We start from the raw sequence: 19,448 nt of genomic DNA on the forward strand, positions 1-19,448 counted from the left end.
TCCGTGGGCCGGTCGTCATGCGCGTATCCGGGTCGTGTGCCTGAGCACGCGCCATGGCGCGTCGTCAGGCACACGACCCACATCCTGCGGCCCGCCTACTGCACGGTGATCGACTTGGTGTCCACCATCGGGCCGGGGCCCTCGCCGCCGGACGGGTCGTCGGTCATCACCGCGAACGTGTACTGGCCCGGCTCGAGGCCGGACACGTCGACGTCGGTCTCCCACGGGTAGAGCTTGTCCATCCAGCCGTCGGCCATCGCCGAGCCCTGGAGGACCGCCTTCCCCGAGGAGTCGCGGACCTCCCAGGGCGTCGTGGCCTCGAAGGAGCTGGAGACGCCGCTGGCCGTGAAGGACCCGCTGACGGTGGCCCCCTCCTCGGGCGCCGTGACGTTCACCAGCGACAGCGTCTTGATCGGGTCGGCGGCCGTGAACCCGTCCTCGGACGCGATCCCGAAGATCTGCGTCGCCGCGCCCGAGGAGTCGGTGAACGTGATCGGGTCGCGGGACTGGAGCACGCCCTGCGCGGTGTAGACGAGCTGCTGGACGGCGACGAGCGCGTCGGACTCGCTCATCCCTTCGGGGAGCCGGGTCCAGGAGTCGTCGGGCAGCGGGATCGCCGCGCCGCCGGAGGTGCTGAAGGTGCCCGACGGCAGCAGCGTCCCGTAGTCCGGGTCGAGGGCGTCGCCGGACGCGGCCAGGGTCAGCGCGGCGCCGAGCGCGTCGGCGGAGTCAACGCGCCGGAACTCCCGGTACAGCCGGGTGCCCTGCGGGGTGTCGCCGGTGAAGTACAGCGGCACCGTCGTCTGGCCGTCGCCGGGCTGGGAGGACTCGCTCGGCGACTCCTCGCCGCTCGGGCTCTGGTGCTTGGTCGAGCCGCTGGCCGGGCGCTGGTCCGCGCCGGTGTCGTCGCTGCCGCACCCCGCGAGCACGAGCAGGGGTGTGACGAGTAGGGCGGCGATCCGGGTGCGGCTGGTCATGGCTCCATCCTTCCGGGGGTTCGGCGTCAACGGACGATGATCGTGCGCGTGTCGGCATCCGGTCCGCCGCCCTCGCCGCCGGACGGGTCGTCGGTCATCGCCACGAACGTGTAGGAGCCGAAGGGCAGGTCGCGTACGTCGACGCGCGCCTCCCACGGATAGAGCCGGTCCCCCCAACCGGGTGTGGTCGCGAATCCCCGCCTCACGACGGAGCCGCTGTCGTCGCGCAGCTCCCACGGCACGTTCGCCTCGTACGAGTTCGCCGCGCCGCGCGCCGTGAAGTAGTCGTGCACCTCCAGGCCCTCGGTGGGGTCGTTGATCATCACCTGGCTCAGCACGGCGGGGTCGGCGACCTCGCCCATGTTCCCGCGCTGGCCCTCGAGCCAGAAGTACACCGGCAGCCGCTGGCCCGCGGCGCCCTGGAGCGTGTAGACGGCCTGCTGGACGGCGAGCCGGTCCGAGAGGTCGACACCGTCGCTGAGCTCCACGTCGATCCGGCCGTCGCGCACCGTCGCGTCCCCGAAGGAGCCCGGGGCCCAGCCGGTCGTGTAGTCGTGATCGGCCGGGGGCCGCTGGATCCTGTCGAGGGCCGCCTGCACCGCGTCGGGGCCGACCACCCGGTCGAACTCCCGGAACAGCCGAGGCCCGCGGGGCGTGTCCCCGATGAAGTAGGCGGGGACGAGCTGGGTGCCCGGCGTCGGGACGGACGTCACCTGGTCGTCGTGGTGCGTCGGCCCCGACGAGCGGGTCGAGTCGTCCAGCACCGCGAACGCCGCCACCGTCGCGGCGGTCGCCAGCACGACGGCACCGGCGGCGTAGAACCACGGCCGCCCGCCCCGGGCCGGGGCGCTCGCCGTACGCGCCCGGATCGCGTCGATCCGGTCGGCGGGGTCGATGCCGTCGACGGCGTCGTGCAGCACGTCTGCGAGGTTCACAGGTCCTCCTGGAGCAGGGTCCGCAGCGCGGCGGCGCCGCGCGAGGCGTGGCTCTTGACGGCCCCGCGGCTGATGCCGAGCGTGTCGGCGATGTCCGCCTCGGACAGGTCGAGGTAGTAGCGCAGCGCGAGCACCTCGCGCTGCCGGTCGGGGAGTGCGCGCATCGCGTCGAGCACGGCTTCCCGGCGGTCGGTGTCGGGGGTCGGGTCGGGGGCGTCGGCGGCCCGGGTCGCCGCCGCGTGTCGGGCCACCACGGTGCGGTGGCGGAGCGTCGAGCGCGACCTGTTCACGACCGCCTGGCGCAGGTAGGCCAGCGCCTTGTCCGGCTCCCGCAGCCGGGACCAGCGGGCGTGCACGGCGACGAACGCGTCCTGGACGACCTCCTCCGCGGTCCCGACGTCGCGGACGAGCAGCACCGAGAGGCGGACCAGCTGGCGCCAGTGCGCGGCGTACAGCTGCTCCAGCGCCTCGTCCGCCGTCCAGGCGGGCCGCTCGGTCATCAGGCTCACGCTAGTGCCACGCGCCGGGAGGCCATCGGGTTTACTGGGGGACGTGGAGGACTGCATCTTCTGCCAGATCGTCGTGGGGGAGATCCCCGGCGAGATCGTGCACACCACCGAGCGGACGGTCGCGTTCCGCGACCTCAACCCGCAGGCGCCGCTGCACGTCCTCGTGGTCCCCAAGGGGCACTTCGCGAACGCCGCCGAGCTCGCCGCGGGTGACCCCGCCGCCTCCGCGGAGCTGCTGACCACCGCGGCGGCGGTCGCCACCGCCGAGGGGTACGACGACTACCGGCTGGTGTTCAACACCGGCGAGGGGGTCGGGCAGACGGTGTTCCACACCCACCTGCACGTCCTGGCCGGGCGCTCGATGACCTGGCCTCCGGGATGAGGCGCTGGGCGGCTCTCGGACTGGTGCTCGCCCTCGCCCTGACCGGCTGCGTCCGGGAGGGCCAGGACCGGCGTACCGGCTCGCCCACCCAGCTGCTCCAGACGACGCCGCCCGAGGTGGAGGCCAGCCAGCTGGCCGCGCTCCCGCCCGGGAAGCTGCTGCCGCTGCGGCCCGGCGAGAAGCGGATGACGCTGACCATGCCGGAGGAGTACACGCCCTCCGCGCCGACCGGGGTCGGCACCGACGACTACCGGTGCTTCCTGCTCGACCCGCACCTGAAGAAGGACGTGTTCCTCACCGGCAGCAACGTGCTGCCCGGCAACCCGTCGGTCGTCCACCACGTGATCCTGTTCCGCGTGCCGCCGGACCAGGTGGCCGAGGCCGATGCGAAGGACGCCTCGACGCCGGGCGAGGGCTGGACCTGCTTCGGCGGCACCGGCCTGGCCGGCGACTTCTCCAACATCGACGACGCGTCGTGGCTGGGCGCGTGGGCGCCCGGGGGCGACGAGACGAAGATCCGCGACGGGTACGGCGTGCAACTCGCCGCCGGCTCCCGGATCGTGATGCAGGTGCACTACAACCTGCTCCGGGGCGCGTCCCCGGACGTCTCGAGCACCCAGCTGCGCTGGATGAAGGGCAGCCGCGACCTCACGCCGCTGCACACGTTCCTGCTCCCGGCGCCGGTCGAGCTGCCCTGCCGCCCCGGCCACGACGACGGCCCGCTGTGCGACCGCGACGCCGCCGTCGCCGACGTCCTCAGCCGCTTCGGCAGCGCCGGCAACACCAACAGCCTGCTGCACCTGCTCTGCGGCACCGACGTGAAGCCGTCCAACACCACGTCCTGCACCCGCAACGTGCTGCGCGGCATGACGGTCATCGGCGTCGCCGGCCACATGCACCTGCTCGGCCGCAAGATCACCATCGAGGCCAACCCCGGCACGGACCGGGCGAGGACGCTCCTCGACATCCCGGTCTGGGACTTCGACAACCAGGGGACCAAGCCGATCGAGCCGCTGCACCTCGACGCGTTCGACAAGGTCCGCGTCAGCTGCGTGCACCAGCAGTGGCTCCGCGACCGGCTCCCGGCGTTCGAGGGCCAGCACGAGCGGTACGTCGTGTGGGGCGAGGGCAGCACCGACGAGATGTGCCTGGGCATGCTCCAGGTCGCCTTCGACGACGGCACCTGAGGCCCCTCGCCGGGTCGTCCGCCCCAGGGCGGCGTATTCAGGTGCCAGAGGCGGACGACTCGGTCCGAGGCCCGGCACCTGACCTCAGAAGAGGTAGAACACCCGCATCACCGCGAACACGACCGGCATCCCGAAGATCACCAGCATCACCCAGGCGGTGATCCGGTGGACCGGCTTGGCCGAGTCCAGGCGGCCGGCGAAGTCGAGGATCGCGCCGTCCGGCACGTGATGGGTCAGGCCCATCCGGCGGGCGTCCGCGGGGAGGTGCTGCCCGGCGAACCAGGACGGCGGGGTGTCGTCGTCCTCGTCCTCCCACGAGTAGAGCTCCCTCTCCATGGACTCACGCTACTCGCCACCGTCGCTCGCTGGGCCGCTCTCCGGCACTCCCGTAGCATGGAGGGGCTGGAGACACCGACGGAAAGGTCGCCCACGCGGGCATCCATGACTGACACGAACGAGGGCAACCGCCCCGCCAACGCCACGCGCCACACGGTGGTGGTCCCGAACAGCATCAACATGGTCAGCCTGCTCGGCCCCGGCGACGAGTTCCTGGGCATCATCGAGGGCGCCTTCGACGCCGAGATCCACGTCCGCGGCAACCGCATCAGCCTGTACGGCGAGCCGGGCGAGGTCGCGCTGGCCGAGCGGCTGCTCGACGAGCTGGTCGCGATCATCCGCACCGGCCAGGGCGTCACGTCCGAGACCGTGGAGCGCGTGCACTCGATGCTGCGCGCGGAGACGACCGAGCGCCCCGCGGACGTGCTGAGCCTGAACATCCTGAGCAACCGGGGCCGGTCGATCCGCCCGAAGACGCTGAACCAGAAGCGCTACGTCGACTCGATCGACAAGCACACGATCACCTTCGGCATCGGCCCCGCCGGCACCGGCAAGACCTACCTGGCGATGGCCAAGGCCGTGCAGGCGCTGCAGTCGAAGAACGTCAACCGCATCATCCTGACCCGGCCGGCGGTCGAGGCGGGGGAGCGGCTCGGGTTCCTGCCCGGCACGCTCAGCGAGAAGATCGACCCGTACCTGCGGCCGCTGTACGACGCGCTGCACGACATGATCGACCCCGAGACGATCCCGAAGCTGCTGGCCGCCGGCACCATCGAGGTCGCCCCGCTGGCCTACATGCGCGGCCGGACGCTCAACGACTCGTTCATCATCCTCGACGAGGCGCAGAACACCACGCCGGAGCAGATGAAGATGTTCCTGACCCGGCTGGGCTTCGGCTCCAAGATCGTCGTCACCGGCGACGTCACCCAGGTCGACCTGCCGGGCGGCACGAAGTCCGGGCTGCGCGTGGTCGAGGAGATCCTGGACGGGGTCGAGGACCTGTCGTTCAACCGGCTCACCAGCCACGACGTGGTCCGGCACCGCCTGGTCGGCAAGATCGTCGCGGCGTACGACGACTTCGACGCTCGCGGCGGTCTCAAGCAGGCGAAGCCCTGAGCCCCCGATGAGCATCGAGATCCTCAACGAGTCCGGCCACGAGCTCGACGAGAGGCGGCTGGCGCAGCTGAGCCGCTTCGTGATGGACCGGATGCGCGTCCACCCGCTCGCCGAGCTGTGCATCAAGGCCGTCGACGAGCCCACGATCGCGCAGCTCAACGCGCAGTGGATGGAGAAGGAGGGCCCCACCGACGTGCTCGCCTTCCCGATGGACGAGCTGCGCCCCGGGCTGGTGAACGAGGACCCCGAGGAGGGCGTGCTCGGTGACCTGGTGCTGTGCCCCGACGTCGCCGCCCGGCAGGGCGAGACCGCCGGCCACGGCGAGGAGGCCGAGATCGAACTGCTCACCGTGCACGGCATCCTGCACCTGCTCGGGTACGACCACGCCGAGCCCGAGGAGCACCGGGTGATGTTCGGGCTGCAGGACGAGATCCTGGCGGCCTGGCGCGCCCAGGACCCGGTCCGGTGAACGTCTGGCTGCTGCTGGTCGCCGCGGCCCTGGTCCTCTTCGCCGGCCTGTTCTCCGCGGCCGACGCCGCGCTGTCGAGGTTCTCGCGCGCCCGCGCCGAGGAGCTCCAGGCCGAGGGGCGACCCGGCTCCAAGCGGCTGATCGTGCTGCTCGACGACCTGCCCCGCTACCTCAACACCGCGCTGTTCCTGCGGCTGCTGTGCGAGATCGCCGCGATCGTGCTGGTGACGCTGGAGCTGCACGCGGCGTACGACGCCTGGTGGCCCACCGTGCTGACGGCGATCGGCGCGATGCTGGTGGTCTCGTTCGTCGCGATCGGCGTGGCGCCGCGCACCATCGGTCGCCAGCACGCCGAGCGGGTCGCCCTGGCGTCGGCGGCGCCGCTGGCCACGGTCACCGCCGTGCTCGGACCGCTGCCGAAGCTGCTGATCCTGGTCGGCAACGCGCTCACTCCGGGCAAGGGCTTCCGTCAGGGCCCGTTCGGGACGGAGACCGAGCTGCGCGAGCTCGTCGACTTCGCCGAGGCGTCGTCGGTCATCGAGTCCGGCGAGCGCAAGATGATCCACGACGTCCTCGAGCTCGGTGACACCATCGCCCGCGAGGTGATGGTGCCGCGCACCGACGTCGTCTACATCGAGCGGTACAAGAACATCCGCCAGGCGCTCTCCCTGTTCCTGCGCAGCGGGTACTCCCGGGTGCCGGTGATCGGGGAGAACCTCGACGACATCGTCGGCATCGCCTACCTCAAGGACACCGTGCGCCGTGACTTCGAGGACCCGGACGTCGAGTTCACCCAGCGCATCGACGAGGTGATGCGGCCCGCGCACTTCGTGCCGGAGTCCAAGCCCGCCGACGCCCTCCTCTCGGAGATGCAGGCGATGCGTCAGCACATCGCGGTGGTCGTCGACGAGTACGGCGGCACCGCCGGCCTGGTCACCATCGAGGACATCCTCGAGGAGATCGTCGGCGAGATCACCGACGAGTACGACGAGGAGACCGTCGACGTCGAGACGCTCGACGACGGGTCGGTGCGGGTGTCGTCGCGGTACCCGATCGACGACCTCGACGAGCTGTTCGGCTTCTCGGTCGAGGAGGAGGACGTCGACTCGGTCGGCGGCCTGATGGCCAAGCAGCTCGGCCGGGTGCCGATCCCCGGCTCCGCGGTGGAGGCGCACGGCCTGCGTTTCGAGGCCGAGGCGGCGTCCGGCCGCCGCAACAAGATCGGCACCGTGCGGATCTCCCGCGTGGTGCCCGCGCACGACGAGAGCGAGGACGACGGTGACTGACCTGTCGGCGGAGGACCGGAAGCTGGTGACGCTGGCCCGCGCGACGCGCGCCCGGACCGGTGCGGCGGAGGGTGCCGCCGTCCGCGACAGCGACGGCCGCACGTACGCCGCGGCGACCGTCGCCCTGCCGTCGCTGCAGGTCTCCGCGCTCGGCGTCTGCGTCGCGATGGCGGTCGCCTCCGGCTCGAAGGGCCTCGAGGCCGCGGTGGTGCTCAGCGACGCGGGAGCGGTCGCCGATCCCGACCTCGCCGCGCTCCGCGACTTCGCCGGTGCGGGCGTCGTGGTCCACCGCGGCGACCCGAAGGGCGCGGTCGCGGAGACGACGAGCACCTGATGTCCGGAACCGCCACCTGACACACGCGCGACACGCGGCAGGAGTAAGTTGCGTGTCGTGAGTCTGCGCGGCTGGGAAGCACACGAGGAGGCGGTGGCCCGCCTGCGTTCGTCGTACTCCGCGATCCCGGCGGGTGCGCCGGTGCGGCTGGCGAAGCGGACCACGAACCTGTTCCGTGCCCGCGCGGCCACGACCGCGCCCGGGCTCGACGTGTCGGGTCTCGACGGCGTGATCGCCGTCGACGCCACCGCGCGCACCGCCGACGTGCAGGGCATGTGCACCTACGAGGACCTCGTCGACGCCACGCTGCCGTACGGCCTGATCCCGTACGTCGTGCCGCAGCTGCGCACGATCACCCTCGGCGGTGCGGTCACCGGGCTCGGCATCGAGTCCACCAGCTTTCGCAACGGCCTTCCGCACGAGTCCGTGCTCGAGATGGACGTGTTCACCGGCGCCGGCGACGTCGTCACCTGCCGGCCCGGGCCCGACGGTGAGCACGCCGACCTGTTCGACGCGTTCCCCAACTCCTACGGCTCCCTCGGGTACGCCACCCGGCTCAAGATCGCGCTCGAGCCGGTGCCGGGCTTCGTCGCGCTGCGGCACGTCCGCTTCGACGACCCGGAGCTGCTCGCCAAGACGGTCGCGGAGATCGCGGACAGCGGGTCCTACGACGGCGTCCGGGTGGACGGGCTGGACGGCGTCGCGTTCGAGCCGGGGGAGTACTACCTGACGCTGGCGCGCTGGACCGACCAGGGCGGCCCGACGAGCGACTACACCGGCCGGCAGGTCTTCTACCGGTCCCTGCAGCAGCGGGAGACCGACCTGCTGACGATGTACGACTACCTGTGGCGCTGGGACACCGACTGGTTCTGGTGCTCGGGCGCGTTCGGCGCGCAGCACCCGGCCGTGCGCCGGCTCTGGCCGCGGCGCTGGCGGCGTTCCGACGTGTACATGAAGCTGCTCGGCCTCGACCGGCGCTTCTCCATCGCCGATCGGCTGGACCGCCGCGCCGGCCGGCCGCTGCGCGAGCGCGTGATCCAGGACATCGAGGTCCCGGTCGAGCGGCTGCCGGAGTTCCTGGCGTGGTTCGACGAGGCCGTGGGGATGCGCCCGGTCTGGCTGTGCCCGTGCACGGCGAAGCGGGACTGGCCCACCTATCCGCTCGAGCCCGAGACGCTGTACGTGAACGTCGGCTTCTGGGGAACCGTGCACGTGGGTCCCGAGGCCGTCGACGCCCCCCGCAACCGGGCGATCGAGGCCAAGGTGCACGAGCTCGGCGGCCACAAGTCCCTCTACAGCGAGGCGTTCTACGACCCCGAGACGTTCGACGAGCTCTACGACGGCGCCAACCTGGCCGCCGTGAAGGGGCGCTACGACCCCGAGAACCGGCTGACCAGCCTCTACGACAAGGCGGTGAAGAGACGATGAGCAGGAAGTACACCATCGGCGCGGCGATCGAGAGCCTCCTCCGGGACGGCATGCCCCTGCGCTTCACGGCGTACGACGGGAGCAGCGCCGGGCCGGCGGACGCCGAGTACCACCTCGAGCTGCTCAACGAGCGCGGCCTGTCGTACATCATGACGGCGCCCGGCGACCTCGGCCTGGCGCGGGCCTACGTGGCCGGCGACCTGGTGCTGCACGGGTCGCACCCCGGCAACCCGTACGACGCGTTCAAGCTGATGATGAACCACACCAAGTTCCGGCGTCCGTCGCCGGCCGAGGTGGTCTCGATCGTGCGGAGCCTCGGGATCTCGCACCTGAAGACCCCGCCGGTGCCGCCGCAGGAGCACCTGCCCCGCTGGCGCCGCGTCGTCGAGGGCCTGCGGCACTCCGAGACCCGCGACGCCGAGGCGATCCACCACCACTACGACGTGTCGAACACCTTCTACGAGTACGTCCTCGGCCCGTCGATGACCTACACGTGCGCGGTGTTCCCGACCGAGGACGCCACCCTCGAGGAGGCGCAGGCCAACAAGTACGACCTGATCGCGCGCAAGCTCGACCTCCAGCCGGGGCAGCGGCTGCTCGACCTCGGCTGCGGCTGGGGTGGGATGGTCCGGCACGCGGCGCGCGAGTACGGCGTGCACGCGCTCGGCGTCACCCTCTCGCGCGAGCAGGCCGCGTGGGCACAGGACCGGATCAAGGAGGAGGGGCTCGACCACCTCGCCGAGGTCCGCTTCATGGACTACCGCCACGTGGAGGAGACCGGCTTCGACGCGATCTCCTCGATCGGGCTTACCGAGCACATCGGGGTCAAGAACTACCCGGCCTACTTCGGCTGGATCCGCGACCACCTCAAGCCGCAGGGCCGGCTGCTCAACCACTGCATCACCCGGCACGACAACCGCCCGCGCAACACCGGCGCGTTCATCGACCGCTACGTCTTCCCCGACGGCGAGCTGATCGGCTCCGGCACGATCATCACCGAGGTGCAGGACGCCGGGCTCGAGGTGCAGCACGAGGAGAACATCCGCGTCCACTACGCCAAGACGCTCGCCGGGTGGAACCAGAACCTCCAGGACAACTGGGACGCCTGCGTCGCCGAGGTCGGCGAGGGCACCGCGCGGGTGTGGGGCCTGTACATGGTCGGCTCCCGGATCGCCTTCGAGCGCAACGAGATCCAGCTGCACCACGTGCTCGCGACCAAGACCGATGAGAGCGGGGCGAGCGGCTACCCGCTCCGCCACGAGTTCGGCGTGTGAGCACGAGGGCACAGCAGTACGACGCGGAGGTGCTGCGCCGGGAGCAGCTGTCACCGCACCTGGTCCGGCTCGTGCTGGGTGGCCCCGGGCTGGCCGGCTTCGAGTCGACGGGCATCCCGGACGAGTGGGTCGGGCTGGTCGTGCCCGGCCAGTTCCAGAGCCGGTACTACACCGTCCGGTCCTGGGCCGACGGTGAGCTCGTGCTCGACGTCGTCGTGCACGAGGTCGGCCTGGTGACCGAGTGGGCCCAGCGGGACGTGGTCGGGCAGACCGTCACGATCACCGAGCCCAAGGGTTCATTCGCGATGCCCGCCGACGCGGCGTGGCTGCTGCTCGTGGGCGACCTGACCGCGCTGCCGGCGATGGCCCGGATCTCCGAGACGGTCGACGTGCCCACGCGGGTCTGGGCCGAGGTGCCGGACGACCTGTCCTCGTACCTCTCCGGCGACGTCACCTGGCTCGCGCCGCCCGGCGAGGGCCGGAGCGCGCTGGCCGACGTCGTCGAGTCGATCGACTGGCCGCCGGGCGACGGCTACTTCTGGATGGCGGGGGAGTCGGCGCAGATGCGGGCGATCCGCAAGCACCTGATGCGCGAGCGCCGGTTGGCCTCCTCGGCGTACGACGTGATGGGGTACTGGCGCGGCGTGGCACAGCGGCAGCCGCGCGCCGTCGACCCCGGACCGATCTGGCGGGCGGGCAAGGCGGCGGGGAAGAGCGACGAGCAGATCTGGGCCGAGTACGACGAGGCGAGGGATTCAGGATGACCGAGCACAGGAGTGGGTTCGTGTCGTTCGTCGGCCGTCCGAACGCCGGCAAGTCGACGCTCACCAACGCCCTTGTCGGTCAGAAGGTCGTGATCACCTCCGACAAGCCGCAGACCACGCGGACCGTCGTCCGCGGCATCGTGCACCGGCCGGACGCCCAGCTCATCCTGGTCGACACTCCCGGCCTGCACCGGCCTCGCACGCTCCTGGGCGAACGGCTCAACGACCTGGTGACGACCACGCTGGCCGAGGTCGACGTGGTGGCGGTGTGCTTCCCGGCCAACGAGAAGATCGGCCCGGGCGACCGGTTCATCGCCACCGAGATGGCGAAGGTCAAGCGCACGAAGAAGGTCGCCGTCGCCACCAAGACCGACCTCGCGTCCTCGGAGCAGATCGGCCAGCACCTGCTCGACATCGCGGCGCTGGGCACGGAGATCGGCGTGGACTGGGCCGAGATCGTCCCCGTGTCGGCGAAGTCCGGCGACCAGGTCGGGCTCCTGGCGGACCTGCTGGTCGGGCTGCTGCCCGAGGGCCCCCAGCTCTACCCGGACGGCGACCTCACCGACGCGCCCGAGGAGATCCTGGTCGCCGAGCTGGTCCGCGAGGCCGCGCTCGACGGCCTGCGCGACGAGCTGCCGCACTCGGTCGCCGTCGTGGTCGAGGAGATGGGCCTGCGCGAGGGTCGCCCCGAGGACAAGCCGCTGCTCGACATCCACGCGAACGTCTACGTCGAGCGCGACTCCCAGAAGGGCATCATCATCGGGCCGAAGGGCTCCCGGCTGCGCACCATCGGCACGAACGCCCGCACCCAGATCGAGGCGCTCCTCGGCACGCCCGTCTACCTCGATCTGCACGTCAAGGTCGCCAAGGACTGGCAGCGCGACCCCAAGCAGCTCCGCAAGCTGGGCTTCTGATGGCCCGCCCCGCGCCCGTCGCCGCCTGGCACGCGATCGCGGAGTCCCGGGATCCCGCGGGCCTCGACGCCCTGCTCGCCGACGACGTCGTCTTCCGGTCACCCGCGGTCCACACGCCGCAGGAGGGCAAGGCGCTCACCACCGCGTACCTCTCCGCCGCGATCACCGTCCTCGGCCCCACGCTGACCTATGTCCGCGAGTGGTACGCCGCCGACTCCGCCGTCCTCGAGTTCCGCGCCGAGCTCGACGGCCGCACCGTGCACGGCATCGACATGCTCACCTGGAACGCCGACGGGCAGCTCACCGACTTCACGGTGATGGTGCGGCCGTTCAAGGGGCTCCAGAAGCTGATGGAGCTGATGGCGGCCGAGCTGACCCGGTGACGGGCGCCGGCTCGTGGCCCCTGCACCTCCGCGTCCTCGGAGAGGATGAATGCGATTGACGGGGACGAGAGCGATGGCGGCAAGTCCTGGTGGTTGAAACGCGGGCAGAGCAAGCCTCGAAACCCCCTCGTGCCCATGCCGTCGCCTTCCGGTCCGCGGGGGATGCGACCGACGGGGACGGGAGGTGTGGTCACCGTCGGTTGGGGTTGCGGTGCTTGGTTGCGGCGGTCCGCCGGCTCGCGGTCCGCAGGGGTCGACCGTCGTGGTCACCGTCGCAAAACGGGCGTCAGGACATGCTGATGACCCCGCCGACCGTGATCAGCGGGGTCGGGTTCAGCCGATATGTCGGTGCCCCAGCGGGCTGGTCCACTCCCAGCCGAGGCCGGGGATGCGGCGGTAGGTCCAGGCGGTGAAGGTCTTGAGCCGGTGGTGTCCGCGGCACGGCGGGGCCAGGTTGGAGGTGGTGGTGGCGCCGGCGGGCCACTCGGTGATGTGGTCGTTGTCGGCGTTCGGACCTTGGCGCCACGAGGGGCGGTCGCAGTGCGGGAAGGGGCAGGTCGGCCACCGCAGCCGGGTCTGCTCCTTCTGCCGTTCGGTGGGCTGGTAGGAGTCGGTGGTGATCTCCTCGTTGAGGTCGATCACCGGCTTCACGGTCACCGTGGTGCCCGCGGCCTGGCACCAGTCCTGGAGGTGCTCGGGGGTGATCACCGACCGGGTGTTGTCGACGTCGACCGTGGTCTGGTCGGGGCGCACGTGGGCGTAGATCACGACCTCGCGGCTCGCCTCACCGCCGGTGTCGTCGGGGTCGGTGGCGCCGAGCATGCCGGCGGCGGCCGCGCGGCGTACGTCCAGGGGTAGGGCGGGGTCCAGGGTGGCGGCCTTGGCGGCGATCCGTTCGTTCAGGGCGACCGCGTCGGCCAGGTCGAGCATCCCGGTGACCGGGACCAGCCCGCCGTGGGTCATGTCGCGCAGGTGCACGTCGAAGCGCCGCTTCTCCGCGGCCTTGCGGCGGCGTTCCTCGGCGGCCTCGGGGTCGAACTCGGCGCGGGCCTTGTCGACCTGCCGGTCGATCTCGGCGAACGAACACTTCTTCAGCACGAAGTACAGCGCCCGGTCCACGAACGCCGCACCCTCCTCGGGCAGGGAGCGGGTGGCCTGGGCGACCTTGCGGGCCTTCCACACCGGCACCACCCCGGCGGTGACCTTCGCCCAGATGCGGGGGAGCCGGTGCTTCAGCTCGACCGCGTCACCGAGGTACAGGCGCCCGGAGTCAGTACTGACGCCGATGGCGAGGGCGAACTCCGCGACCGCGCCCTCGTCGATGGTGGGGGCGCCGTCGCCGGCGATCTCCAGGTCCCGCATCCCCCACGCGATGCTGGTGTCGACCTCGTCACCGGGGTGCAGCTCCACCCACTCCACCGCCTGGTGGAGCTGCTGAACCTCCAGGTCGGTGATCGCCGCACGGGTGGTGCGGGCGGCGTCGATCACCTGCTGTTCGCGGGTGACCGGCGGAGTGTTCATGACACCTACTCAAGCACTGGCCACCGACAGTGGGATGCGGAGATTTCCCTGTATCCACAGGGAATGTGGCCCATTTCGAGAAGTTCGTCAGGCAAAGTTTCGGTCGCATTCGGGGTGGTGGTTTCGAGGCTCGTCGCTGGCGCGCCTCGCACCTCAACCACCGATGCCCTGCGGCCAGCAAGCCGGGCGCCGACCGCGACCACCCACCCGCCGTCCCGCTTCGCTGCCTTGTCGGTCGCAAGCCAAAGACCACCCGCAGGCCGCCGGCAGGCCCCCGGCTTCCGGGGTCTCGACGAGCTCGACCAACGGCGCCCGCCCCCCGGGATCTCGACCCGCTCGACCACCGCCAACGGGCGATACCCGCGTAGCGTCAGTCCGGCGCCCAGCACCGTCCGAACGTCTGCCCCGCCTTCCACTGCTCGGCGGTCGGCCACTCGTAGCCCCACTGGTAGTCGAGCGTGTCCGGGGCGACGGCCGCGGCGGCGTCCCGGCAGCGCGACTGCCCGGCGGCCCGGACCTTCTCCTTGCCGGGGTACGCCCCGTCGCCGAGCGGTACGACGGCGATCGCGCGCCACGAGTGCTCGGCCGAGCAGATCACCCGCGCGAAGTCCGCCGTACCGGGGGAGGCGGTGCCGCACATCCCGTAGCGGTCACGGCCCTCGCTCGTGGACAGCACGTCCGCCATCGGGCCGGACAGGGGCGCCAGCTCGCCGTCCGCGGCCAACGCGACCACGTCGCACCGGAACCACGACGCCCCCGCGTCCGACTCCTCGACGGTCGGCGTGAACCACACCGGCCGCAGCATGGACAGCCGCCGGTCGTCGAGCGAGCCGCCGACGAAGAGCCCGAAGCGGGACGGGCACTCGGACGCGACCTGCTGCTGCACCCGGTCGGAGTCGACGGCGACCAGGTGGCCGTCGACCAGGGTGTCCAGCTGCCCGACGGCGTACGTCACCGACGTGTGCTTCTTTGCGCACGGCACGGCGCTCCCGGAGGCCGTCGGCGCGACGGCCTCGTCGTAGGACAGGGCGTGGCAGGCCTTCGTGGCCGGCACCGGCGCCGGCGTCGCCCGCGGAGGTGGCGGTGCGGTGGTCGAGGCCGAGGCCGTGGGGCTCGGCGAGGAGGAGGGCTCGGCGCCGCTCGTGCACGCGGTCAGCCCGAGCACGAGGAGCGCGGCGGCGAGAACCCTCACTGGTCCGTCTTCGCCCAGCAGACCGAACGGCGGTTGCCCGCGTCCCACTCGGCCTGGTGGAACCACGTGTAGCCGAAGTCGTAGTCGACCGGGTAGCTCAGCCAGGCGCCCACGGAGTCGGAGCAGAAGTCGCGGGTCTTCACCTCGACCAGCCGGTCGCCGGGGTAGTCGTCCTGGGCGTCGCCCAGCGAGATCGTCGTGACCGCGCGCCACTGGTGCGGCTCGGTGCAGGGGACCTTGACCGACCCGGCCACGGTCGGCCCGTCCGCGCACACCATCCACCGGTCCTTCGGGCGGCCCAGCAGCAGTCCCTTCGCCGTGTCCGGCAGGTCGACGTACTCCTTGCTCTGCTCGCCGCCGCCGACCACGTCGCAGCGGTACCACCGCGCACCCGCGTCCCAGGCGGGTTCGGTCGGCCGGAACCACGCCCAGCTGACGATCGTGCGCATCACCAGGCTCTCGTCGGCTCCGAGGAACTTCTGGAACGCGTCCGAGCACGTCGTGTACGCCCAGGCCCCCAGCTCCTCGTCGTCGTGGTCGGCGTGGTCGAACGAGGCGGGAAGTTCACCCACGGCGTACGTCTCCGCCGTGTGGGCCTCGGAGCAGTCGACCGGGTCGGTGGTGTTGCTGGGCTGCGCGACGTCGTCCGGCGTCAGCACCCGGCACGCGCCGAGCTCGGGCGGCTTCTCGTCCTCCGGCGGTGCGGTGTCGGACCCGCACCCGGCGATCGCCCATGCCGCGGCCAGCACGAGCACGGCGACGCGCAGGCGACGCGGGACGTACGGCACAGGATCTCCTCGGGCTGGACCAGCGGATCGTACCCGCCTCAGCTCAGCAGGGCGGCCACCGTGCCGCCGAGCTCGTACGCCGCCGCGCGCTCCTGCTCGCCGACGTCACCGAGCACCTCGAGCACCTCGGCCGCCTGCGTCCACGGGAGGGCGCCGGCGATCGACAGCACCGACCGCACGGCGCCGGTCGTGTCGTACCTGCCGTGCACCCACAGGCCGAACGGCTTCCGCCCGGAGCTGCCGGCACCGGCCGAGCCGTCCTCGGACAGGGCGCCGCCCGCCTCCAGGAAGATCGTGTCGAAGAAGTGCTTGAGCGCACCGCTCATGTAGCCGAAGTTCGCGGGCGTGCCGAGCAGGTACCCGTCCGCCTCGAGCACGTCGGATGCGGATGCGGACAGCGCCTCGCGCACGAGGACCTCGACGCCCTCGATCTCGTCGTCGCGCGCCCCCGCGACGACGGCGTCGGCCAGCGAGCGGACGACCGGGGTGGGGGCGTGGTGGACGACGAGCAGCCGGGCCATGGCCTCAGGCTGTCACGTCGGGGGAGCGCCCCGGCGGCAGACCGCGCTCGCTGGCCACCGTCTCGGCGACGTCGCGGAGCTTGAGGTTGTGGTCGTTGGAGTACCGGTGCAGGACCTCGAAGGCCCGTTCGTAGGAGATGTCGTACCGCGCGGCCAGCACGCCCTGGGCGATCCCGATGATGTGCCGGGACTCCAGCGCGGCGCGGAGTCCGGCCACCAGGCGTGCCTTGCTCATCGCCTCGGTGGCGTGCGCGGCGTAGATCAGGGCGACGTCGCCCGACTCGCCCGAGAAGGTGCCGGGCGTCTCCGCGAAGAGGTTCAGCGCGCCGAGCGTCTCGTCCCCGGCGTGGAGTCGGATCGCCATCAGCGACCCGACTCCCTGCACGCAGGCCTCGGCGCTCCAGCGCGGCCAGCGGGTGCCGGCGGCGGTGTCGTCGACCACGACGTTGCCGCGGTCGAACGCCGCGTCCAGGCACGGACCCTCGCCGAAGTCGTACTGCACGCCGTCCAGGCGCTCGACCATCTCGTCGGTCGCCGCCACGGTCTCGGCCGTGCCCCGTCGCTTGCGCAGCGTGATGGTGGCGTGCGTGCAGCCCGGCACCATCTCGACGGCGCGCGTCACGACCGAGTCGAACGTCGTGCCGACGTCCGACTCGCCCAGCAGGTCACCGCTGAGCTCCGCGAAGCGCGCCGCCAGGCGCTGTTCATCGGTCACCCGGCTTGGAGCTCCTCCCGCAAGGTCCCGAGGATGCGGCTGAGCAGGCGGGAGACCTGCATCTGGGTCACGCCGAGGTCCTGGCCGATCTCCTCCTGGGTGCGGTCCTCGAAGAAGCGCAAGTAGAGGATGCGCCGGTCCCGCTCGGGCAGTCGCCGGACGACGGGGGCCAAGGTCACCCGCGCCTCGCTGGCGTCGGTGTCGTGGTCCTCGTCGGGGAGCAGGTCGCCCATCGAGGCCAGCGAGTCGGCGGTGGCCGGCTGGTCGAGGGACGTGGGCTGGAAGCACCCGAACGCGGCCACGGTCTCCCGGTACTCGTCGAGCGAGATGTCGAGCTCGGCCGCGATCTCGACCGCGGACGGCTCCCGCTCCAGCTGCTGGGTGAGCCGCTCGACGGCCTGGTTGACCAGCCACTGCGTCTCCTGGATGCGGCGGGGCGGACGGACCGTCCAGCCGTGGTCGCGGAAGTAGCGCTGCAGCTCGCCGCGGATCGTCGGCACCGCGTAGGTCAGCAGGTCGTTGCGCAGCTCGGGGTCGAACCGCATGACGGCCTTGGTGAGGCCCTCGAAGGCCACCTGGTGGAGGTCCTCGACGGGAACGCCGCGCTGGCGGTAGCGGGCGGCGACCGCCTCGGCGACGCCGCGGTTGATGACGACGACGCGCTCGCGCAGCTCGGCGGCGAGCTCGGGGTCGTCGGTCTCGGCGACCTGCTGGAGCAGGGCGCGCGTCTGGTCGGCCCGCTCGACGCGGCTGAGGCCGCAGTCCGCGTCCGCGGACGTGATGGTGGGAAGGCCGGCAAGGGTGCTGGGAAGAACGGGGGTCGTGGACATCTACGGCGACTCCATCCCGCGAGTGATGGCTGTCTTGCCGGCTTCTTCAGCAAGGGAGGACGTCCGGAGCTCTCTTCGACGCTACAGGGGGAGAGGAAGCAAGTCCACGAGCTCTGGGCGCTGGCCGGCCCGTACCCCGTCCGGAGGGATGTATCCGCGTCTGTCGCCGTTTCTCAGCAACCTCCGGGGGTACTGCGGCGGAAGACGACCCGACCAGACCGCGGAACCGACGACACGGAGGAAACCCTGTGAAGGCAGTGACCTGGCACGGACGACAGGACATGCGGGTCGAGGAGGTCCCCGACCCCACCATCCAGGAGTCGACCGACGCGATCGTGCGCATCACCACCACCGGGCTGTGCGGGTCCGACCTGCACCTGTACGACCCGCTCTCGCCGTTCATGACCCCCGGCGACGTCGTCGGCCACGAGCCGATGGGCATCGTCGAAGAGGTGGGCCCGGGCGTGCGGGACCTGAAGGCCGGCGACCGGGTCGTGATCCCCTTCAACGTGAGCTGTGGGTCGTGCTGGATGTGCGACCGACACCTGTACAGCCAGTGCGAGACCACGCAGAACCGCGAGCACGGCACCGGCGCGAGCTTCTTCGGCTACAGCAAGCTCTACGGCCAGGTGCCCGGCGGCCAGGCGGAGCTCCTGCGCGTCCCGTTCGCGGACTTCATGCCCATGCAGGTACCGGAGGGCCCGCCGGACGAGCGGTTCGTCTACCTCTCCGACGTGCTCCCCACGGCCTGGCAGGGTGTGGAGTACGCCGCCGTGCCCGAGGGGGGCACGCTCCTGGTGCTCGGTGCCGGGCCGATCGGCGACATGGCGGCGCGCGTCGCGATGCACTGGGGACACCGGGTGATCGTCGTCGACCGGGTCCCGGAGCGGCTGCACCGCGTGGCGGCCCGCGGCGCGGAGACGATCGACCTGGACGCCGTCGACGACGTGCCCGCCCGGGTCCGCGACCTGACCGGCGGCCGCGGCGCCGACAGCGTGCTCGACGCGGTGGGCATGGAGGCGCACGGCTCGCCCCTGGCGGAGGCGGCGCAGAAGGCGCTCGGACTGCTGCCCAAGAAGGTCGCCGGCGCCGTGATGACCAAGGCCGGCGTGGACCGGCTGGACGCGCTCTACACGGCGATCGAGTCGGTCCGCCGCGGCGGGACGATCTCGATCTCGGGCGTGTACGGCGGCGCCGCCGACCCGATGCCGATGATGCAGCTGTTCGACAAGCAGGTGCAGGTACGCATGGGGCAGGCCAACGTGCGGGCCTGGACCGACGACATCCTCGCCGTACTCGGGAAGGACGAGGACGTCCTCGGGGTTGAGGACTTCCACACCCACGCGCTGCCCCTGGCGCGGGCACCGGAGGCGTACGCGAAGTTCCGCGCCAAGGAGGACGGCATGGTCAAGGTGCTCTTCAAGCCCTGACCGTTCCCACCAGAGAGCCCGCACCGGAACGGATGACATGGACCTCGACCCCGATCGGCTGCAGGCGGCGTTCGAGCAGGCGCCGCAGGCCATCGCGCTGGTGGACGTCGGTGACCTCACGGTGCTCGCGCTCAACCGAGCGGCCCGCGCCCTGGTC

At 71.6% G+C, this 19,448-nt stretch carries 23 protein-coding genes; 13 read left to right on the plus strand and 10 right to left on the minus strand.

Annotation, left to right across the window (positions count from 1 at the left end):
• Nucleotides 1-95: 95 nt before the first annotated feature.
• From ABD086_RS17875 to ABD086_RS17885, 3 genes are read right to left on the minus strand one after another with little or no spacing between them, the layout of a single operon-like run.
• The gene (locus ABD086_RS17875) at nucleotides 96-977 is read right to left on the minus strand and encodes a Gmad2 immunoglobulin-like domain-containing protein (RefSeq protein ID WP_343908961.1); all 882 of its coding nucleotides are present in this window, start codon (nucleotides 975-977) and stop codon (nucleotides 96-98) included.
• A gap of 26 nt (nucleotides 978-1,003) precedes the next feature.
• Nucleotides 1,004-1,912, minus strand: coding sequence for a Gmad2 immunoglobulin-like domain-containing protein (locus ABD086_RS17880; RefSeq protein ID WP_343908962.1), 909 nt, complete (start codon nucleotides 1,910-1,912; stop codon nucleotides 1,004-1,006).
• Nucleotides 1,909-2,412: a SigE family RNA polymerase sigma factor gene (locus ABD086_RS17885; RefSeq protein ID WP_343908963.1), complete on the minus strand. Its 504-nt coding sequence runs from the start codon at nucleotides 2,410-2,412 to the stop codon at nucleotides 1,909-1,911. The genes ABD086_RS17880 and ABD086_RS17885 overlap by 4 nt, the downstream gene beginning before the upstream one ends.
• 52 nt (nucleotides 2,413-2,464) lie before the next feature.
• Here ABD086_RS17885 and ABD086_RS17890 point away from each other — a divergent pair, with 52 nt between their 5' ends.
• The gene (locus tag ABD086_RS17890; protein WP_343908964.1) at nucleotides 2,465-2,803 is read left to right on the plus strand and encodes an HIT domain-containing protein; all 339 of its coding nucleotides are present in this window, start codon (nucleotides 2,465-2,467) and stop codon (nucleotides 2,801-2,803) included.
• A complete protein-coding gene (locus ABD086_RS17895) occupies nucleotides 2,800-3,990 on the plus strand; it encodes a hypothetical protein (RefSeq protein WP_343908965.1) in 1,191 nt (396 codons plus the stop codon). The genes ABD086_RS17890 and ABD086_RS17895 overlap by 4 nt, the downstream gene beginning before the upstream one ends.
• Nucleotides 3,991-4,074: 84 nt before the next feature.
• Here ABD086_RS17895 and ABD086_RS17900 read toward each other — a convergent pair whose 3' ends face one another.
• Complete coding sequence (locus tag ABD086_RS17900; protein WP_343908966.1) at nucleotides 4,075-4,326, minus strand: hypothetical protein; 252 nt, start codon at nucleotides 4,324-4,326, stop codon at nucleotides 4,075-4,077.
• A 105-nt stretch (nucleotides 4,327-4,431) separates the two neighbouring features.
• On the opposite strand from ABD086_RS17900, the gene ABD086_RS17905 reads away from it, so the two are divergent.
• The 9 genes from ABD086_RS17905 to ABD086_RS17945 are packed head-to-tail and all read left to right on the plus strand — an operon-like array spanning nucleotide 4,432 to nucleotide 12,294.
• Nucleotides 4,432-5,442: a PhoH family protein gene (locus ABD086_RS17905; protein WP_343908967.1), complete on the plus strand. Its 1,011-nt coding sequence runs from the start codon at nucleotides 4,432-4,434 to the stop codon at nucleotides 5,440-5,442.
• Nucleotides 5,443-5,449: 7 nt separating this feature from the next.
• Nucleotides 5,450-5,911: an rRNA maturation RNase YbeY gene (gene ybeY / locus ABD086_RS17910; protein ID WP_343908968.1), complete on the plus strand. Its 462-nt coding sequence runs from the start codon at nucleotides 5,450-5,452 to the stop codon at nucleotides 5,909-5,911.
• Nucleotides 5,908-7,197 carry a hemolysin family protein gene (locus tag ABD086_RS17915; RefSeq protein ID WP_343908969.1) on the plus strand — a complete coding sequence of 430 codons (1,290 nt, stop codon included), beginning with the start codon at nucleotides 5,908-5,910 and terminating at the stop codon, nucleotides 7,195-7,197. Before ybeY ends, ABD086_RS17915 begins: the two co-directional genes overlap by 4 nt.
• Nucleotides 7,190-7,531, plus strand: a complete 342-nt coding sequence (locus tag ABD086_RS17920) for a cytidine deaminase (protein WP_343908970.1) — start codon at nucleotides 7,190-7,192, stop codon at nucleotides 7,529-7,531. The genes ABD086_RS17915 and ABD086_RS17920 overlap by 8 nt, the downstream gene beginning before the upstream one ends.
• Before the next feature lie 57 nt (nucleotides 7,532-7,588).
• Nucleotides 7,589-8,959 carry an FAD-binding oxidoreductase gene (locus tag ABD086_RS17925; protein ID WP_343908971.1) on the plus strand — a complete coding sequence of 457 codons (1,371 nt, stop codon included), beginning with the start codon at nucleotides 7,589-7,591 and terminating at the stop codon, nucleotides 8,957-8,959.
• Nucleotides 8,956-10,233 (plus strand): class I SAM-dependent methyltransferase, encoded by a 1,278-nt coding sequence (locus tag ABD086_RS17930; RefSeq protein ID WP_343908972.1) that lies wholly within the window; start codon nucleotides 8,956-8,958, stop codon nucleotides 10,231-10,233. The genes ABD086_RS17925 and ABD086_RS17930 overlap by 4 nt, the downstream gene beginning before the upstream one ends.
• Entirely contained in the window at nucleotides 10,230-10,997 is a 768-nt protein-coding gene (locus tag ABD086_RS17935) for a siderophore-interacting protein (RefSeq protein ID WP_343908973.1), read from the plus strand. The genes ABD086_RS17930 and ABD086_RS17935 overlap by 4 nt, the downstream gene beginning before the upstream one ends.
• Entirely contained in the window at nucleotides 10,994-11,911 is a 918-nt protein-coding gene (gene era, locus ABD086_RS17940; protein WP_343908974.1) for a GTPase Era, read from the plus strand. The genes ABD086_RS17935 and era overlap by 4 nt, the downstream gene beginning before the upstream one ends.
• Entirely contained in the window at nucleotides 11,911-12,294 is a 384-nt protein-coding gene (locus ABD086_RS17945; RefSeq protein WP_343908975.1) for a nuclear transport factor 2 family protein, read from the plus strand. The genes era and ABD086_RS17945 overlap by 1 nt, the downstream gene beginning before the upstream one ends.
• A 333-nt stretch (nucleotides 12,295-12,627) precedes the next feature.
• Here the strand turns inward: ABD086_RS17945 and ABD086_RS17950 are convergent, their stop codons facing one another.
• From ABD086_RS17950 to ABD086_RS17975, 6 genes are all read right to left on the minus strand, one after another.
• Nucleotides 12,628-13,815 (minus strand): HNH endonuclease signature motif containing protein, encoded by a 1,188-nt coding sequence (locus tag ABD086_RS17950; protein ID WP_343908976.1) that lies wholly within the window; start codon nucleotides 13,813-13,815, stop codon nucleotides 12,628-12,630.
• A 370-nt stretch (nucleotides 13,816-14,185) separates the two neighbouring features.
• The gene (locus tag ABD086_RS17955; protein ID WP_343908977.1) at nucleotides 14,186-15,007 is read right to left on the minus strand and encodes a septum formation family protein; all 822 of its coding nucleotides are present in this window, start codon (nucleotides 15,005-15,007) and stop codon (nucleotides 14,186-14,188) included.
• Nucleotides 15,004-15,795 carry a septum formation family protein gene (locus ABD086_RS17960; RefSeq protein WP_343908978.1) on the minus strand — a complete coding sequence of 264 codons (792 nt, stop codon included), beginning with the start codon at nucleotides 15,793-15,795 and terminating at the stop codon, nucleotides 15,004-15,006. The genes ABD086_RS17955 and ABD086_RS17960 overlap by 4 nt, the downstream gene beginning before the upstream one ends.
• 38 nt (nucleotides 15,796-15,833) lie before the next feature.
• Nucleotides 15,834-16,316, minus strand: coding sequence for a flavodoxin family protein (locus ABD086_RS17965; RefSeq protein WP_343908979.1), 483 nt, complete (start codon nucleotides 16,314-16,316; stop codon nucleotides 15,834-15,836).
• 4 nt (nucleotides 16,317-16,320) lie between these two features.
• On the minus strand, nucleotides 16,321-17,031 hold the full coding sequence (locus ABD086_RS17970) for a GAF and ANTAR domain-containing protein (RefSeq protein WP_343908980.1): 711 nt from the start codon (nucleotides 17,029-17,031) through the stop codon (nucleotides 16,321-16,323).
• On the minus strand, nucleotides 17,028-17,861 hold the full coding sequence (locus tag ABD086_RS17975; RefSeq protein WP_343908981.1) for a SigB/SigF/SigG family RNA polymerase sigma factor: 834 nt from the start codon (nucleotides 17,859-17,861) through the stop codon (nucleotides 17,028-17,030). The genes ABD086_RS17970 and ABD086_RS17975 overlap by 4 nt, the downstream gene beginning before the upstream one ends.
• Before the next feature lie 248 nt (nucleotides 17,862-18,109).
• Between ABD086_RS17975 and ABD086_RS17980 the strand changes: the two genes are divergently transcribed.
• Both ABD086_RS17980 and ABD086_RS25350 read left to right on the plus strand, forming a co-directional pair.
• A complete protein-coding gene (locus ABD086_RS17980) occupies nucleotides 18,110-19,291 on the plus strand; it encodes a zinc-dependent alcohol dehydrogenase (RefSeq protein ID WP_343908982.1) in 1,182 nt (393 codons plus the stop codon).
• A gap of 37 nt (nucleotides 19,292-19,328) precedes the next feature.
• A partial coding sequence (locus ABD086_RS25350; protein WP_425571653.1) for a PAS domain-containing protein occupies nucleotides 19,329-19,448 on the plus strand: 120 nt, incomplete at its 3' end.

Origin of the sequence: Nocardioides aquiterrae (genome assembly GCF_039526625.1) — a bacterium.
In the GTDB taxonomy this organism is placed as follows: Bacteria; Actinomycetota; Actinomycetes; order Propionibacteriales; family Nocardioidaceae; genus Nocardioides; species Nocardioides aquiterrae.

What these genes read in the sequence shown, in the direction of transcription:
- ABD086_RS17875 (WP_343908961.1), bottom strand. Translation starts at nt 977, where the DNA reads ATGACCAGCCGCACCCGGATCGCCGCCCTACTCGTCACACCCCTGCTC.
- ABD086_RS17885 (WP_343908963.1), bottom strand. Translation starts at nt 2,412, where the DNA reads ATGACCGAGCGGCCCGCCTGGACGGCGGACGAGGCGCTGGAGCAGCTG.
- ABD086_RS17895 (WP_343908965.1), top strand. Translation starts at nt 2,800, where the DNA reads ATGAGGCGCTGGGCGGCTCTCGGACTGGTGCTCGCCCTCGCCCTGACC.
- ABD086_RS17900 (WP_343908966.1), bottom strand. Translation starts at nt 4,326, where the DNA reads ATGGAGAGGGAGCTCTACTCGTGGGAGGACGAGGACGACGACACCCCG.
- ABD086_RS17905 (WP_343908967.1), top strand. Translation starts at nt 4,432, where the DNA reads ATGACTGACACGAACGAGGGCAACCGCCCCGCCAACGCCACGCGCCAC.
- ybeY (WP_343908968.1), top strand. Translation starts at nt 5,450, where the DNA reads ATGAGCATCGAGATCCTCAACGAGTCCGGCCACGAGCTCGACGAGAGG.
- ABD086_RS17930 (WP_343908972.1), top strand. Translation starts at nt 8,956, where the DNA reads ATGAGCAGGAAGTACACCATCGGCGCGGCGATCGAGAGCCTCCTCCGG.
- era (WP_343908974.1), top strand. Translation starts at nt 10,994, where the DNA reads ATGACCGAGCACAGGAGTGGGTTCGTGTCGTTCGTCGGCCGTCCGAAC.
- ABD086_RS17945 (WP_343908975.1), top strand. Translation starts at nt 11,911, where the DNA reads ATGGCCCGCCCCGCGCCCGTCGCCGCCTGGCACGCGATCGCGGAGTCC.
- ABD086_RS17950 (WP_343908976.1), bottom strand. Translation starts at nt 13,815, where the DNA reads ATGAACACTCCGCCGGTCACCCGCGAACAGCAGGTGATCGACGCCGCC.
- ABD086_RS17965 (WP_343908979.1), bottom strand. Translation starts at nt 16,316, where the DNA reads ATGGCCCGGCTGCTCGTCGTCCACCACGCCCCCACCCCGGTCGTCCGC.
- ABD086_RS17975 (WP_343908981.1), bottom strand. Translation starts at nt 17,861, where the DNA reads ATGTCCACGACCCCCGTTCTTCCCAGCACCCTTGCCGGCCTTCCCACC.